At 73.7% G+C, this 13,858-nt stretch carries 10 protein-coding genes; 4 read left to right on the forward strand and 6 right to left on the reverse strand.

The window, feature by feature from the left end; translation table 11 throughout:
* Positions 1-38: 38 nt before the first annotated feature.
* Entirely contained in the window at positions 39-1,787 is a 1,749-nt protein-coding gene (locus ACIRG9_RS04475; RefSeq protein ID WP_402850287.1) for a hypothetical protein, read from the reverse strand.
* 212 nt (positions 1,788-1,999) lie between these two features.
* Here ACIRG9_RS04475 and ACIRG9_RS04480 point away from each other — a divergent pair, with 212 nt between their 5' ends.
* Together ACIRG9_RS04480 and ACIRG9_RS04485 are read left to right on the forward strand one after the other, a co-directional pair.
* Complete coding sequence (locus ACIRG9_RS04480; RefSeq protein WP_402849960.1) at positions 2,000-3,265, forward strand: PQQ-binding-like beta-propeller repeat protein; 1,266 nt, start codon at positions 2,000-2,002, stop codon at positions 3,263-3,265.
* Complete coding sequence (locus ACIRG9_RS04485) at positions 3,250-4,542, forward strand: PQQ-binding-like beta-propeller repeat protein (RefSeq protein WP_402849962.1); 1,293 nt, start codon at positions 3,250-3,252, stop codon at positions 4,540-4,542. Before ACIRG9_RS04480 ends, ACIRG9_RS04485 begins: the two co-directional genes overlap by 16 nt.
* 1 nt (position 4,543) lies before the next feature.
* Here the strand turns inward: ACIRG9_RS04485 and ACIRG9_RS04490 are convergent, their stop codons facing one another.
* Positions 4,544-5,785 carry a peptidase C39 family protein gene (locus ACIRG9_RS04490; protein ID WP_402849965.1) on the reverse strand — a complete coding sequence of 414 codons (1,242 nt, stop codon included), beginning with the start codon at positions 5,783-5,785 and terminating at the stop codon, positions 4,544-4,546.
* Positions 5,786-5,912: 127 nt separating this feature from the next.
* On the opposite strand from ACIRG9_RS04490, the gene ACIRG9_RS04495 reads away from it, so the two are divergent.
* Together ACIRG9_RS04495 and ACIRG9_RS04500 are read left to right on the forward strand one after the other, a co-directional pair.
* Complete coding sequence (locus ACIRG9_RS04495; protein ID WP_402849968.1) at positions 5,913-6,581, forward strand: response regulator transcription factor; 669 nt, start codon at positions 5,913-5,915, stop codon at positions 6,579-6,581.
* Positions 6,578-7,738: a sensor histidine kinase gene (locus ACIRG9_RS04500; RefSeq protein WP_402849971.1), complete on the forward strand. Its 1,161-nt coding sequence runs from the start codon at positions 6,578-6,580 to the stop codon at positions 7,736-7,738. The genes ACIRG9_RS04495 and ACIRG9_RS04500 overlap by 4 nt, the downstream gene beginning before the upstream one ends.
* A gap of 79 nt (positions 7,739-7,817) precedes the next feature.
* Here the strand turns inward: ACIRG9_RS04500 and ACIRG9_RS04505 are convergent, their stop codons facing one another.
* From ACIRG9_RS04505 to ACIRG9_RS04520, 4 genes are all read right to left on the reverse strand, one after another.
* A complete protein-coding gene (locus ACIRG9_RS04505) occupies positions 7,818-8,573 on the reverse strand; it encodes a hypothetical protein (RefSeq protein WP_402849974.1) in 756 nt (251 codons plus the stop codon).
* Positions 8,574-8,818: 245 nt separating this feature from the next.
* Positions 8,819-10,885, reverse strand: coding sequence for a 3-hydroxyacyl-CoA dehydrogenase NAD-binding domain-containing protein (locus tag ACIRG9_RS04510; protein WP_402849976.1), 2,067 nt, complete (start codon positions 10,883-10,885; stop codon positions 8,819-8,821).
* Between the two features lie 56 nt (positions 10,886-10,941).
* Positions 10,942-12,165 carry a thiolase family protein gene (locus tag ACIRG9_RS04515; protein WP_402849979.1) on the reverse strand — a complete coding sequence of 408 codons (1,224 nt, stop codon included), beginning with the start codon at positions 12,163-12,165 and terminating at the stop codon, positions 10,942-10,944.
* A 252-nt stretch (positions 12,166-12,417) separates the two neighbouring features.
* Positions 12,418-13,734: a ribonuclease D gene (locus ACIRG9_RS04520; RefSeq protein ID WP_402849981.1), complete on the reverse strand. Its 1,317-nt coding sequence runs from the start codon at positions 13,732-13,734 to the stop codon at positions 12,418-12,420.
* Between the last annotated feature and the right edge of the window lie 124 nt (positions 13,735-13,858).

The raw sequence follows: 13,858 nt of genomic DNA on the forward strand, positions 1-13,858 counted from the left end.
GGGCGCCCAGGGGCCCCGGCCGTGACCGGGGCCCCTGGTCACCGCACGTCCCACAGCCAGACGTCGTCGACGCGCTGCGGCGGGCCGAGCAGGGCAGTCATCAGCTCCCGCAGCACCTGCTCGCGCGGGCCGGCGCCGAGCACCACCACCGAGGCCCGCCAGAAGCGCAGGTCCTCGACGGCCTGGCGGCGGTTCTCGTCGGTGACCGCCGGGACCCGGTTGGCGTCCATCGTGGCGTAGATGAGCGTGCTGGTCGGGCGGTTCGGTGCGCCGAAGACGCCGTCGCCCTGCTTGTTCGGGCCGATGAAGTAGCCGCCCGGAATGGGGAACTCCTGCCCGGTCAGCGCGCTCCAGCGCAGCGTGGCCAGGCCGTGCACGTTGCTCGGGATCGGCACCGGCACCAGGGTCCGGCCGTCCGGCACGTACGGCCGCCAGCCTCCCGCGGTGATGAAGTGCGGCGGCGGGTCGATCTGCTGGGCCGGCAGCGGGCGCGGGAACAGCGGCAGCAGGGCGGCCACGATCGCCGCGTACCCGAGGCCGCGCAGCCAACGGCGTCGCGGGCCGGCGGCGGGGGACGGGCCGGGAGCATCCCCGGTGCGGGGAGCCGGGACGGGTGGGCGGCCGGCCCCGGCCAGGGCGTCCCAGGCCAGCGCGAGCAGCACTCCGAGCGCGCCCGCCACCACCAGGGTGAGCCGGGTCGGCATCATCATCTCGACCAGCGGCAGGTCGTCCGGCACGTACGCCCAGGGGCCGTCGACGCCGGTCACCACCCCGTCGAAGCGCACCTTCGGGCCGATCGCGGCCACGCTGAAGACCACCATCAGCACGGCGACGATCCGCGCCGGCAGCGACCGGCGTACCAGCAGCACCAGGGCGACCAGCGCGACGAGCACCAACGGCCAGCCGAACCACGAGTTCTGCTCGGTCAGCCCGATGGTCTTCTCCACCGCCTCGTCACCGGCCACGGTGTCCCGCGCGAAGGTGACGAAGGCCATCAGGTCCTCGCCCCAGCTGTGGAAGACGCCGCCCTGCAGGCCACGGGAGGACTGCGGCCCGTTGAACTGGAACCAGATCGGGTACGCGGTCAGCAGCAGGACCAGCCCGCCGCCCACGCCCATCGCGGCGAGGAACGGGCCGGCCTGCTCGCGGGCCGCGCGGGGGCGCTGCACCGCGTAGGCGACCACGACGACCAGGCAGGCCAGCGCGGTGAGCAGCAGCATCTCCTCGTTGATGAAGACCTGGTACGCCACCAGCAGGCCCAGCACGATCCCGTTGCGCCGCCACCGGCCCGGCTCTCCGAGCCGCAGCACCCGGGCCACGATCAGCGGGAGCAGGAAGTTGGAGGCGAAGTTCGGCTGGCCGTTGGCGTGGTGCACGATGCCGGGGGCGAAGCCGAGGAACGCGCCGCCGACGAACGCGGCCGCGCGGGAGCGCACCAGATGCCGGGAGAGCGCCCAGTACGAGGTGGCCGCCGTCGCGGACAGGGCCGCGCCCAGATAGAGCGCGTACATCACCTGTGGACCGAGCAGCAGGGTGAGCGGCGCCAACGGCAGGGTGACCCCGAGCATTGCCGTGTTCGCCATCATGTTGACCCCGTCCGGGGCGTTCTGCCGGACGGTGAACAGCGGGTTCTCCAGGTGCCGCACCGAGTGTGCGCCGTGCGCGAAGAGCCACTCGAACCAGCTGTGGTCGGTCGGCAGATGCGACGAGACCCGGTGCTGCACGTCCACCCAGTAGTTGAGGCAGACGAGAACACCGACCAACGCATAGGCTCCGATGGCCAGCATGTCGGCGCGGGCCGGCCGGCGTCGGGGCCGGCGCGGCACCTCCGCCTCGACGGGCTCGGTCGCGACGGACAAGGAGTTCAGCGAGGGGTCTACCACGGGCACGGCCACGACGGGCCATCGTACCGGCCGGCCTGCCGTCGCCCCGGCCCACCGGTGTGCCCCGAGCGGGCCCGGCCGCCGCCGCCCAACGGTGGCGCGGGAGAGGGGTGGTCATGGCGATCATCGATCTGGGGGAGCTCCGCGACGATGCCCCGCCCGCCCGGCCGCCGCGGGCCGTCGGTCGCTCGTACCGGTGCCTCGCGGTGCTGCTGGCGGCGCTGGTCACCCTCGCCGGCGCGGCACCCGCACCCCGCCGGATCGCCACCACCGTGCCGGGTGGTCCCGGCGCCGCGGCGTTCGTCGTCGACGACCGCGTGTACGTGGTGGAGCCCACCGACCCGGACGGCGGCACCGGCCGCCGGCTGGTCGCGTACCGGGTGTCGGACGGTCGGCCGCGGAAACTGTGGCGGACCCCACTGCCCGGCGGCGGCGTCGTCGACGTGGCCTGGGCGGTGGACGGGCGGCTGCTGCTGCTCGGCCGGACCACCAACGACGCCGCGTGGGAGACGATGGCCCTCGACATCGGGACCGGGCGGCTCGGCTGGCGGCAGCCCGGGGTCGCCGTACCGGCCGGTGACCTGGTGCTCCTGCGCGACCGCGACGGTGACGAGGCCGAGACCCGCCGGATCGACGTCCGCACCGGCGGAACACTGTGGTCGGTGCCGACGACCTCGGCCGAGCTGAACCTGAGCCAGGGGCCGGCCGGGGTGGACCGGATGGTGCTGGTGCACCAGTCCGGCACGACGGAGGTCTTCGACGCCGCCTCCGGCACCCGGCTGGTCGCCCGCGACCTGCGTACCGGGGAGCCGCCCTTAAGCCGGCGGACGGTGGTGGCCGACGGCATGGTGCTGGTGATCGGCACTGCCGGCGGCACGGTGACCGGCTACGACCTGGATCGGCTGGACGTGCGCTGGAGCGTCCGGCTGTCGCAGGTCGACTTCGCCGATTCCTGCGGCCGGTCGCTCTGCGTCTACCGGCAGGCCGGCGGGTTGTTGGTGCTCGACCCGGCCACCGGTGCGATCCGGTGGACCGACCGCCGGTGGGCGGGGGCGGTCGGGGCGGCCGACGGGCGGCTGCTGGTCGGCGAGTCCACACCCACCTCCTCCTCCTACGGGCTGGCGGTGGTGGAGGAGGCCACCGGCCGGCTCGTCGCCGAGTTCGGCGAGTGGCAGATCGTCCCGCGCGTCGACCAGGACGGCCCGATGGTCGCGGTACGGCCGGGCGGCGACGGCCGGCTGCTCATCGCCGAACTGGACCCGGCGGCCGGGCAGGCCCGGATACGCGACGCCCTGCCCGCCGCCGGGGACTGCCGGGCCGGCGCGGCACTGCTCGTCTGCCACCGGATCGACGGCAGTTTCATCCTGTGGCGGAACCGGTGAACCCGATGATCGAGCTGGGGGAGCTACGGCACGGCGACGAGCCCGAGCCACCACCGGCGCCGCGCCGGCCCCCGACGGCGTCGGCCCGGGTTGCGTTGCTCTGCTGTGCCGTGCTGCTCAGCCTGGCCGGGTCCACCCCGGTGCCCCGCCAACCGGCCGGCGTCACCCTGCCCACCCCGCGGGACGCCTACTTCCTGGTCCTCGCCGACCGGCTGGTGGTGGCCGCCGGCGGACCGGGCACGGCCGGTGCCGGCGAACGGTTCGTCAAGGGGTACCGGTTGCCCGACGGTGCGCCGGTGTGGCGGTTCGATCCGCCCACCGGCGAGGACGTGCTCGGGGTGTGGGCGGTGGCCGGTCTGCTGCTGGTGGCGAGCAGCCCGGCCGCTTCCTACCACGATGCCCGCACCGTCGCCCTGGATCCGCGTACCGGCGCGGCGCGCTGGCGGCAGCCCGGCTACCCGACGCCCACCCAGGCGGGCGGGCTGGTCCTGGAGACGCCCGCTGCCGACGGGGTGGGTGCGATCCGGGCGGTCGACCCGGCGACCGGAACGGCCCGCTGGTCGCTCGCGCTGCCCGGCAACAGGGTGGTGTACGGCTTCGGGGACCGGGGCGTGACGGCGATCATGCTGTTCGCCGGCGACGGGCTGGTCGAGGTGCACGACGTCGACTCCGGCGCGCTGCGGCGGGCCGGCCGGCTGCCCACGGCCGTCGACCGGCCGCAGCGGTTGGCACTGGTGCTGGGCGACCTGTTGCTGCTCGGCGACTCGTCGGGCACGGTCACCGCGTACGGCCTGGACCGGCTGGACCGGCGCTGGACCATCCCATTGCCACCGCAGGACTGGTTCCTCAACTGTGCCGAGGTGATCTGCGTGAGCGGCCGGTCGGCCGGCCTACGGGTGTACGACCCGGCCACCGGCCGTCCACGCTGGCACAACGACCAGTGGCGGGACGCCTTCTCGGTCGACGGCCGGCTGGTCGTCGCCGCAGGCGACTGGCGGGCGGAGGAACTGGCGGTGCTCGATCCCGGCACCGGCCGTACCCTGGCCCGGCTGGGTCGCTGGCGGCTGGCCGACATCGACCGGACCGGGGTTCGGACGCTCGGTTTCCGTCCCGCCACCGGAAACCGCACGCTGGTGGCGGAGCTGGATGTGGCGGCCGGTCAGGCCCGGACCCTCACCGTGCTCCCCGGTCCCTGGAGCGACTGCACCACCACCGCCGCCGCGCTGGTCTGCACGCGACCGGCCGGCGGGCTGGTGCTCTGGCCGCTGAACCGGTGAATCACCAGTTGGCCTGGACGGGCGCCGGGGGCAGCGGTACCGAACCCGGCCGCACCACGTACGCGACGCCGCCGCTGCCCGCCTGCCAGGCAGCCTCGAACGGCGCCCGGGGCACGGTGCGGCGTACCCCCACGTCGTCCGGGGCGTACGGATCGTTGAGCACCGGGTCGCCCCCGGCGGTGAAGCCGACCAGCACCATCAGGTGTCCCCGGGTGTCGTAGTCCAGCCCCGGCACCTGGCCCGCGGTGAAGGCCGCCGACACGATCAGCGGGATGCCGGCGGCGACGAACCGCTCCGCCTCGGCCAGGCCCCGCAGCCGGGTGACGAAGGCGTCCACCCCGTGCCGGCCCGCGTACGCGGTGTTGAACGCCCAGTTCCCGGCCCCCGCGTACGCGTGGTCGTAGCAGTGCCGGGCGGCGTGCACCACCACCGGCCGGGGGCCGGGCGGGTCGACCCAGGCGTACCGGTCGGGGGTGGGGCCGGCACCCCAGAAGTCCAGCACCATCGAGACGCAGGTGGGGCTGCACCAGGAGTCACCGCCGCCGCCCCAGCGGGTCTCCCCACCGGCGTGCAGTCGCTGCGCGTAGCGGGGCACGTCCAGCACCCGCCCCCAGGCGCCGGCGTCGTCCGCGCCCGTCGGGTCCTCGGGCCGGCCGGTCGCCTCGTCGGCCGAGGTTACCGTCGCTTCTGCGGGCGGGTCGGTCGGAGCGCCGGCCGAGGTGACCGCGCCGACGGTCCGCAGCACCGGACCGGCCGTGGCGTCGGACCGGCGGAACAGGGTGACCCGGACCTGCCAGCCGGTCACCTCCGCCGCCGAGACGCGCAGCACGTCGACCGTCACCCGGGCGTCGTCGCCGGTCTGCCCCGGCACCGAGCTGCGGTGGACGGCGCTGTCGTCGGCGGCCCAGTCGCCCAGCACGTACCAGCCGGTGGCCGGGGCGTCCTCGTGCCAGCCGCGCAGTTCCACCCGGAGCCAGCCGCCGTCCGGGGTGTCGGCGGTCCACGACGGCACGATCTCGTCCACGCCGAAGCCCGCCCGGACCACCGGGGACGTCCAGGCGGCCCGCGCGTACCCGGCGGTGACGCCGCTGTGCGGGTCGGTGTGCTCGACCCGGCCGGCCGGATCGGCGACCACCAGGCCGTCCGGGCCGGCGGCCACCCCGTCGGCCGTACCCAGGGCGAGGTCCTGCGGGAAGCGGAAGCGGCGGTACGCCACGTCCCGTCCGGCGGGCGTTGCGGTCATCGGCAGCTCCTTGTCGCCGGGTGCCGCGAAGCATGGCGTACCCGAAGGTTTTTTGCAACGACGGCGAGGGACGCTTGGTTGGCGGCCGGCACTAGGTTGTCGGGAGGTCACGAGGCGGGAGGCCGGGATGCGGGTACTGGTGGTCGAGGACGAGCGGAACCTCGCCGACGCGATCGCGCGCGGGCTGCGCAAGCGCGGCATGGCCGTGGACGTCGCCTACGACGGCGACACCGGGCACGAGGCCGCCTTCGTCACCCGGTACGACGTGGTGATCCTGGACCGGGACCTGCCCGGCGTGCCCGGCGACCGGATCTGCGCCGACCTGGCCGCTTCCGGCACCCTGACCCGGGTGCTGATGCTGACCGCGAGCGGCACGGTCGCCGACCGGGTCGAGGGGTTGCAGCTCGGCGCCGACGACTACCTGCCCAAGCCGTTCGCCTTCGACGAACTGGTCGCCCGGGTGCAGGCGCTCGGCCGGCGGGCCACCCCGGCCGCCCCACCGGTGCTGGCGCTCGCCGACCTGGTGCTCGACCCGGCCCGCCGGGCGGTCACCCGTGGCGGCGTGCCGGTCGACCTCACCAACAAGGAGTTCGGGGTGCTGGCCGAGCTGCTCAAGGCGCGCGGCGCGGTGGTCTCCAGCGAGGAACTGCTGGAGCGGGTCTGGGACGCGAACACCGACCCGTTCACCACGATCGTCCGGGTCACCGTCATGACGCTGCGCAAGAAGCTCGGTGACCCGCCACTGATCGAGACGGTGGTCGGGGCCGGCTACCGCACCGCCGAGGTGGCCGCATGATCCGTCGGCTGCGGTTGCGTCCCACCCTGCGGCTGCGGCTCACCCTGCTCAACGGGGTGCTGCTGGTCGGGGCCGGGGCGATCCTGGTGGTGCTGGCCTGGCTGCTGCTCCGGGACGGGCTGCGCCCGGCCGACGACCTGCTGCCCGGCACCACGGTGGTGCTCGCCGACGGCCGCACCCTGGAAGCCGGGCAGTGGCAGGGGCAACTGGTCGACGCGGCCTCGCGGGAGCTGCTGTTCAAGGGCCTGGGGGCGCTGCTGGCGATCGGCGTGGTCGGCGTCGCCGGGGCGTACCTGGTGGCCGGGCGGGCGCTGCGCCCGCTGCACCAGGTCACCGCCACCGCCCGCCGGCTCGGCGAGGCCACCCTGGACCAGCGGATCGGCTGGTCCGGCGCCGACGACGAGGTGGCCGAGCTGGCCAAGACCTTCGACGCGATGCTGGACCGGATCGCCACCGCGTTCGAGGCGCAGAAGCGTTTCGTGGCCAACGCCTCGCACGAACTGCGTACCCCGCTGGCGGTGATGCGGACCGAGATCGACGTGACGCTCAGCGACGACGAGTCGGACATCGCCGACTACCGCCGGATGGCCACCGTGGTCCGGGACGCCTCGGGGCGGGCCAACGGCCTGGTCGACGCGCTGCTGGTGCTGGCCCGCAGCGAGGCGCAGGCCGGGCGCCGGCTGGCCCGCCGTGTCGAGAGCGACCTCGCGGTGGGCGCCGCCAACGCCCTCTCTGCGATGGCCGGCGAGGTGGAACGGATCGGCCTGAAGGTGCACACCGCGCTCGGTCCGGCACCGGTGGTCGGCGACCCGGGGCTGCTCGACCGACTGGCCGGCAACCTGGTGGAGAACGCCGTCCGCTACAACCACCTGCACGGCCGGCTGTGGATCCGCACCGGCAGCGACGGGAAGCGATCCTGGCTGGTGGTCGGGAACACCGGCTTCGAGGTCGCCCCGGCCGAGGTGCCGGGGCTGTTCGAGCCGTTCCGCCGTGGCGGCCAGGAGCGTACCGGGGCTCGCGGTTCCGGCCTGGGGCTCTCCATCGTCCGGGCGGTCTGCGACGCGCACGGTGGCACCGTCAAGGCGGTCGCCCAGCCGGGCGGCGGCCTGGAGGTGAGCGTCATCCTGCCCTCCGCCGACGCCCCCGCCGCCACCTGACCAGAACCGTCCCACCCTGAAGCGAACCGGGCCCCCGCCAAGCTGGCGGGGGCCTGGTTCACCGGTCGTTCCGGAAGGGTCAGTCCTTCTTCTCGACCTCGGCCCGCAGCGTGGCGAACTGCTTCTCGAGGTCGGCGGAGGACTTGAAGTAGAGGATGAACATGCCGAAGCTGCCCCGGTCCGACCAGGCGCAGATCCCCATGTCGACGCCGGAGCTCTTGCCGTCGCCGCACTTGGCGTCGCCGCCCAGCGGGCCGGCGTCGATCGTCCTGAACTCCGTCACCCCGAGGCTGCCACCGAGTTGGCTGAGGCCGGTGTCCAGCTCCTTCTTCGGGTCGACCTGCAAGGCGGACGCGCCGACGACCATGAGCATGTCCTGCTTCGCCGGGTCACCGTAGACTCCGCCGACGATGCTGGTCGCGCCCGGCACGGTGGTCTTCATCTCCGTCTTCGCCTCTTCGACGACGGAGACCAGCGACGCGTCGGTCGACTTCGCCCGGCCGCCCAGCGTCTCGGGCTCGACCACGCGGGTCTTCGAGGCGTCGACCACCTCGTTCACCGCGTCCTTCCCGGCGAAGTAGAGCGCCACGCCGCCACCGACGCAGAGCACCACCACGACTGCCAGGACGATCAGCAGGATCTTCCCGACGTTGGACTTCTTCTTCGGCGGCTCGGTGGGGGCACCGAAACCGGGCTGGCCGGCACCCGGGTACCCGCCGGGCTGCTGCGGGGCCTGCGGGTATCCGCCGGGCTGCTGCGGCGGCTGGTATCCGCCGGGCTGCTGCGGCGGCGGGGGGTAGGAACCGGGGTACGGACTGGACGGCGGCTGCGACATGATTTTGGTCAGCTCCTGTGTGAAATCTGGACGCGTGATCGTATCGAGCCGCACCGACAAGCTGCCGTCCGCCCAGGGTGGGCGTGACGAAACCGGAACCGGCTTGTGATCCGGCAGGCCGAACGACGGTCGCGGTGGCCGGGCCGCCCAGGGGACGACCGGCCACCGCGACCGTGGCGAGCGACGTGGATCACCTGACGGCGCCAGGTCGCGGGCGCGGCGTCAGACGCGCCGAGCTGGAGCTGTCACCGCAGGCTGGCCGCCCCGGGCGGCAGGAATCGCCGGCCGGTCACCCGCTCGGCGGTGCCGGTCCGGTCCAGGTACGGCGTGACGCCGCCCAGGTGGAACGGCCAGCCGGCGCCGAGGATCATGCACAGGTCGATGTCCTGCGCCTCGGCGACCACGCCCTCGTCGAGCATCAGCCGGATCTCCTGCGCCAGCGCCTCCAGGGCGTTCTGCCGGACCTGCTCGGCGGTCAGCGGCTGGTCGCCGACCACGAGCAGCTTGGCCACCTCGGCGTTGATCTGGTCGTCGACCACGATCGGCTGGCCGGAGTCGGCGATCCGCCTGAGGTTCTCGCTGACCCCGAACCGCTCCGGGAAGGCGGCGTGCAGGGTACCGCCCACGTGGTACGCCACGGCCGGGCCGACCAGTTGGAGCAGGGCGAGCGGGCGCATCGGCAGACCCAGCGAGTCCAGCGCGCTGTCCGCCACATCCAGCGGGGTGCCGGCGTCGACGGCGGCGAAGACCGTGCCGAGGAAGCGGGTCAGCAGCCGGTTGACCACGAACGCCGGGGCGTCCTTCACCAGCACCGACGACTTCTTGAGCTGCTTGCCGACGGCGAACGCGGTGGCCAGGGCGGCGTCGTCGGTCCGCTCGCCCCGGACGATCTCCAGCAGCGGCAGCACGGCGACCGGGTTGAAGAAGTGGAAGCCGACCACCCGCTCCGGGTGCTCCAGGTCCGCCGCCATCGCGCTGACCGAGAGCGAGCTGGTGTTGGTGGCGAGCACCGCCTCCGGGGAGACGATCTTCTCCAGCTCGGCCCAGACCTGCTTCTTGACGGTCAGGTCCTCGAAGACCGCCTCGATGACGAAGTCGGCGTCGGCGAGGGCGCTCTTGTCGACCGAGCCGCTGACCAGGCCGTACAGCTTGGCGGCGGTGCCCTTGTCCATCCGGCCCCGGCTGACGGCCTTCTCGATCTGGGTGTGCACGTAGCCGACGCCCTTGTCCACCCGGGCCTGGTCCAGGTCGGTCATGACGACCGGCACCTGGAGGCGGCGGGCGAACAGCAGAGCGAGCTGGCTGGCCATCAGGCCGGCGCCGACGATGCCCACCTTGGTGACCGGGCGGGCCAGGCCCTTGTCCGGTGCCCCGGCCGGCCGCTTGGCCCGCCGCTGCACCAGGTCGAAGGCGTACAGGCCGCTGCGCAGCTCCTCGGAGAAGATCAGGTCGGCGAGGGCCTCGTCCTCGTCGGCGGTGCCGGCCGCGAAGTCGCCGTCCTTCGCCGTCTCCAACAGGTCCAGGGCCTTGTACGCGGCCGGGACCGCGCCGTGCAGCCGCTGGTCGAGGGTCTGCCGGGCGAAGTAGAGCACGCCCGCCCACATGTCCTTGTCGACCTCGGGCCGGGTCACCGTGACCTCGCCCCGGACCACGCCGGCGGCCCACTCCAGGGACCGCTCCAGGAAGTCGGCCGGCTCCAGCAGCACGTCCGCGATGCCCATCTCGGCCGCCTGCTTCGGCTTGAGCATCCTGTTCTGCATCAGCGGGTTCTGCAGGATCACCTGGGTGGCGGCCGGGATGCCGATCAGGTTCGGCAGCAGCTGCGTGCCGCCCCAGCCCGGCACCAGGCCGAGCGAGACCTCGGGCAGCGCGAGCGCCGTGGCCCCGCCGGAGAGCGTCCGGTAGCGGCAGTGCAGAGCCAACTCCAGGCCGCCGCCCATCGCCGCGCCGTTCACGAAGGCGAAGGTCGGGATCTCGCTGTCCTTGAGCCGGGCGAAGACCCGGTGGCCGAGCCGGCCGATCTCCAGCGCCTGCTCGCGGTTCGCCAGCAGCGGCAGGGAGGTGATGTCCGCGCCCACGCAGAAGATGTACGGCTTGCCGGTGACCGCGATGAACGCCGGGTTCGCCGCCAGCGCGGCGGTGATCGCCTCGTCCAGGCTGGTCAGCCCGGCCGGGCCGAAGGTGTTCGGCTTGGTGTGGTCGAGGCCGTTGTCCAGGGTGATCAGGGCGGCGGGACGGTCCAGCCCCGGCACGTTCACCTGGCGCAGCAGCGCCCTGGTGACGACCTCGTTCGGTGCGGCGAGCGCGCTCACCGTGCCACCTTCCGTTCGCGACTGCGGGGCACGCAAACCCGGCTCACTCCTCGCGCTCACTTGTCTCCACCCTCCCGCTGAGCAGGCTTGCTGGACTCCGTCCAGTGTGGGTTCTCCCAGATCACCGTGCCGCCCATGCCGATGCCGATGCACATGGCGGTGAGGCCGTAGCGGACCTCGGGGTGCTCGGCGAACTGCCGGGCGAGCTGGGTCATCAGCCGTACGCCGGAGGAGGCGAGCGGATGACCGATGGCGATCGCACCGCCCCACGGGTTGACCCGCGGGTCGTCGTCGGCGATGCCGAAGTGGTCGAGGAAGGCGAGCACCTGCACGGCGAACGCCTCGTTCAGTTCGAACAGGCCGATGTCGTCGATGGTCAGGCCGGCGATGCGCAGCGCCTTCTCGGTCGACGGGATCGGGCCGACGCCCATCACCTCGGGCTCGACGCCGACGAAGCCGTACGACACCAGCCGCATGGCGATCGGCAGGCCCAACTCGCGGGCGGTCTCCTCGGCGACGATCAGGGCGGCGGTGGCGCCGTCGTTCAGGCCGGCCGCGTTGCCGGCGGTGACCTTGCCGTGCGGGCGGAACGGGGTCTTCAGGCCGGCGAGCTTCTCCATCGAGGTGTCCCGGGGCGCCTCGTCCACTCCTGCCAGGCCCCAGCCGTTCTCCTCGTCGCGGATGGCCACCGGCACCAGGTCGCCCTGGAGCTTGCCGTTCGCGTACGCCTTGGCGGTCCGCTGCTGGGAGGCGAGCGCGAACGCGTCGGTGCGCTGCTTGGTGATGTGCGGGACCCGGTCGTGCAGGTTCTCCGCGGTGGCCCCCATGACCAGGGCGGACGGGTCGACCAGCTTTTCCGCGATGATCCGGGGGTTGGGGTCGACGCCCTCGCCCATCGGGTGGCGGCCCATGTGCTCGACGCCGCCGGCGATGGCTACGTCGTACGCGCCCATCGCGATGCCACCGGCGACGGTGGTGACGGCGGTCATCGCGCCGGCGCACATCCGGTCGATGGCGAAGCCCGGCACCGTCTTGGGCAGGCCGGCCAGCAGGGCGGCGGTGCGGCCGATGGTCAGGCCCTGGTCGCCGATCTGGGTGGTGGCCGCGATGGCGACCTCCTCGACCCGCTCGGGCGGCAGTTGCGGGTTGCGTCGCATCAGCTCGCGGATGCAGCGGATCACCAGATCGTCGGCGCGGGTGTTGGCGTACATGCCACCCGCCTTGCCGAAGGGGGTGCGGACGCCGTCGACGAAGACGACATCCCGAACTTCACGGGGCACTTGGAGCCTCCTCTTCGACCACGGTTCGGCCGACGCGCCGCCCGGCAGCGCCACGGCCCGAACGAGGGTCGCCCGGCACTGGCATTTCCTCGGATGCTACTCGCCAGTAACCAAAACCCGTCACCACCCCCCATGTGGCCCACCCCACACATCCCGCGCCCGGACGCCCGGCTCGCGTCGATCATGAGGTTGGCGGTGATGTGGATCTACAAAGGTGCCGCCAACCTCATGATCGACGCGGGAGGAGTTTGGTCAGGGGGTGGTGAGGGCGGGGGTGAGGGTGGGGAGGAGGAGGGTGAGCTGCCATTGGCGGGCGCCGAAGCCCTGGAGGATTTCCGCGACCGTGGCTTCGGTGATCTCCTCCGGGGGTTGCCAGGCCAGGCGGCGGACGTAGTCGGGGGCGATCAGGTTCTCCGGCGGGAGGTTGTGCGCGCCGGCCGTAGCGACCACCACCTCGCGGCAGCGGGCCAGCCGGGCCGCCGCCACCGGGTCGCGCTCCGCCCACCGGTGCGGTGGGGGCGGGCCCTCCACGATCGGGGCCACCGGCAGCGCGTCGTCGGGCAGCTGCCGGGCGTCGTCCAGGGCCGCCAGCCAGGTACGGGCCAGCCGGCGTACCGAGCGACCACCGAAGCCGGGCAGGGTGAGCAGGGTCTTCTCGTCCTTCGGATCCAGCTCGGCGGCGGCCACGATCGCCGAGTCCGGCAGCACCCGCCCCGGGGCGGCGTCCCGCCGCGCCGCGATCTGGTCCCGGGCGTACCAGAGGGAACGCACCCGGGCCTGCGCCCGGGCGCCGCGTACCCGGTGGATGCCGGAGGTGCGCCGCCAGGGCTCGGCCCGTACGCGCGGCGGGCGGGCGCCGTTGCGGACCAGAGCGGCGAACTCCTCCGACGCCCACTCCGACTTGCCCTGCCGGCGCAGCTCCTCGTCGAGGGAGTCGCGCAGGTCGACCAGCATCTCCACGTCCAGAGCCGCGTACGTCAGCCAGGACTCCGGCAGCGGCCGGCTGGACCAGTCCGCCGCCGAGTGGTGCTTCTCCAGCGTGTAGCCGAGCAGCTGTTCGGTCAGCGCGGCAAGCCCGACCCGCTCGAAGCCGGCCAGCCGGGCGGCCAGTTCGGTGTCGAAGAGCCGGCGTGGGCGCAGCCCCAGCTCGGCGAGGCAGGCGAGGTCCTGGCTGGCGGCGTGCAGCACCCACTCGGCCTCGGCGATGGCCGCGTCCAGGGCGGAGAGGTCGGGCAGCGGCAGGGGGTCGATGAGCACGGTGCCAGCGCCGGCCCGCCGCAACTGCACGAGGTACGCCCGCTGGCTGTAGCGGTATCCGGAGGCGCGTTCGGCGTCCAGGGCCACCGGGCCGACGGCCGCCGCGAAACGCGCCACGACCTCGTCGAGTTCGCTCGGTGCGGCTACCGGCGTGGGGGTGCCCTCGCGGGGCTCGGTCAACGGCACGGGGCCGCCGGCGCTGGGTTCGGTCCCTGCGTCCGAGGGCTGCGGCGCGGCCGACGACGGATACGGTGAGGCCTCTCCCGCACGGCTTTCGGCGGCCCGACGGCGCAGGGGTGGTTCGTCGGTCACCTGACAACCCTAGTTCGCCGGGCGATCCGGTGTGCGCAGCCGGTCCGCCGTGTGTCGGCGGGATGGCTGGCGAGTGTCGCGATCGGGCCGGGTGGCCTCGGCGTGGCATGGTCGGACAACGGGG

It is taken from the genome of Micromonospora sp. NPDC093277 (genome assembly GCF_044765245.1).
GTDB lineage: Bacteria > Actinomycetota > Actinomycetes > Mycobacteriales > Micromonosporaceae > Micromonospora.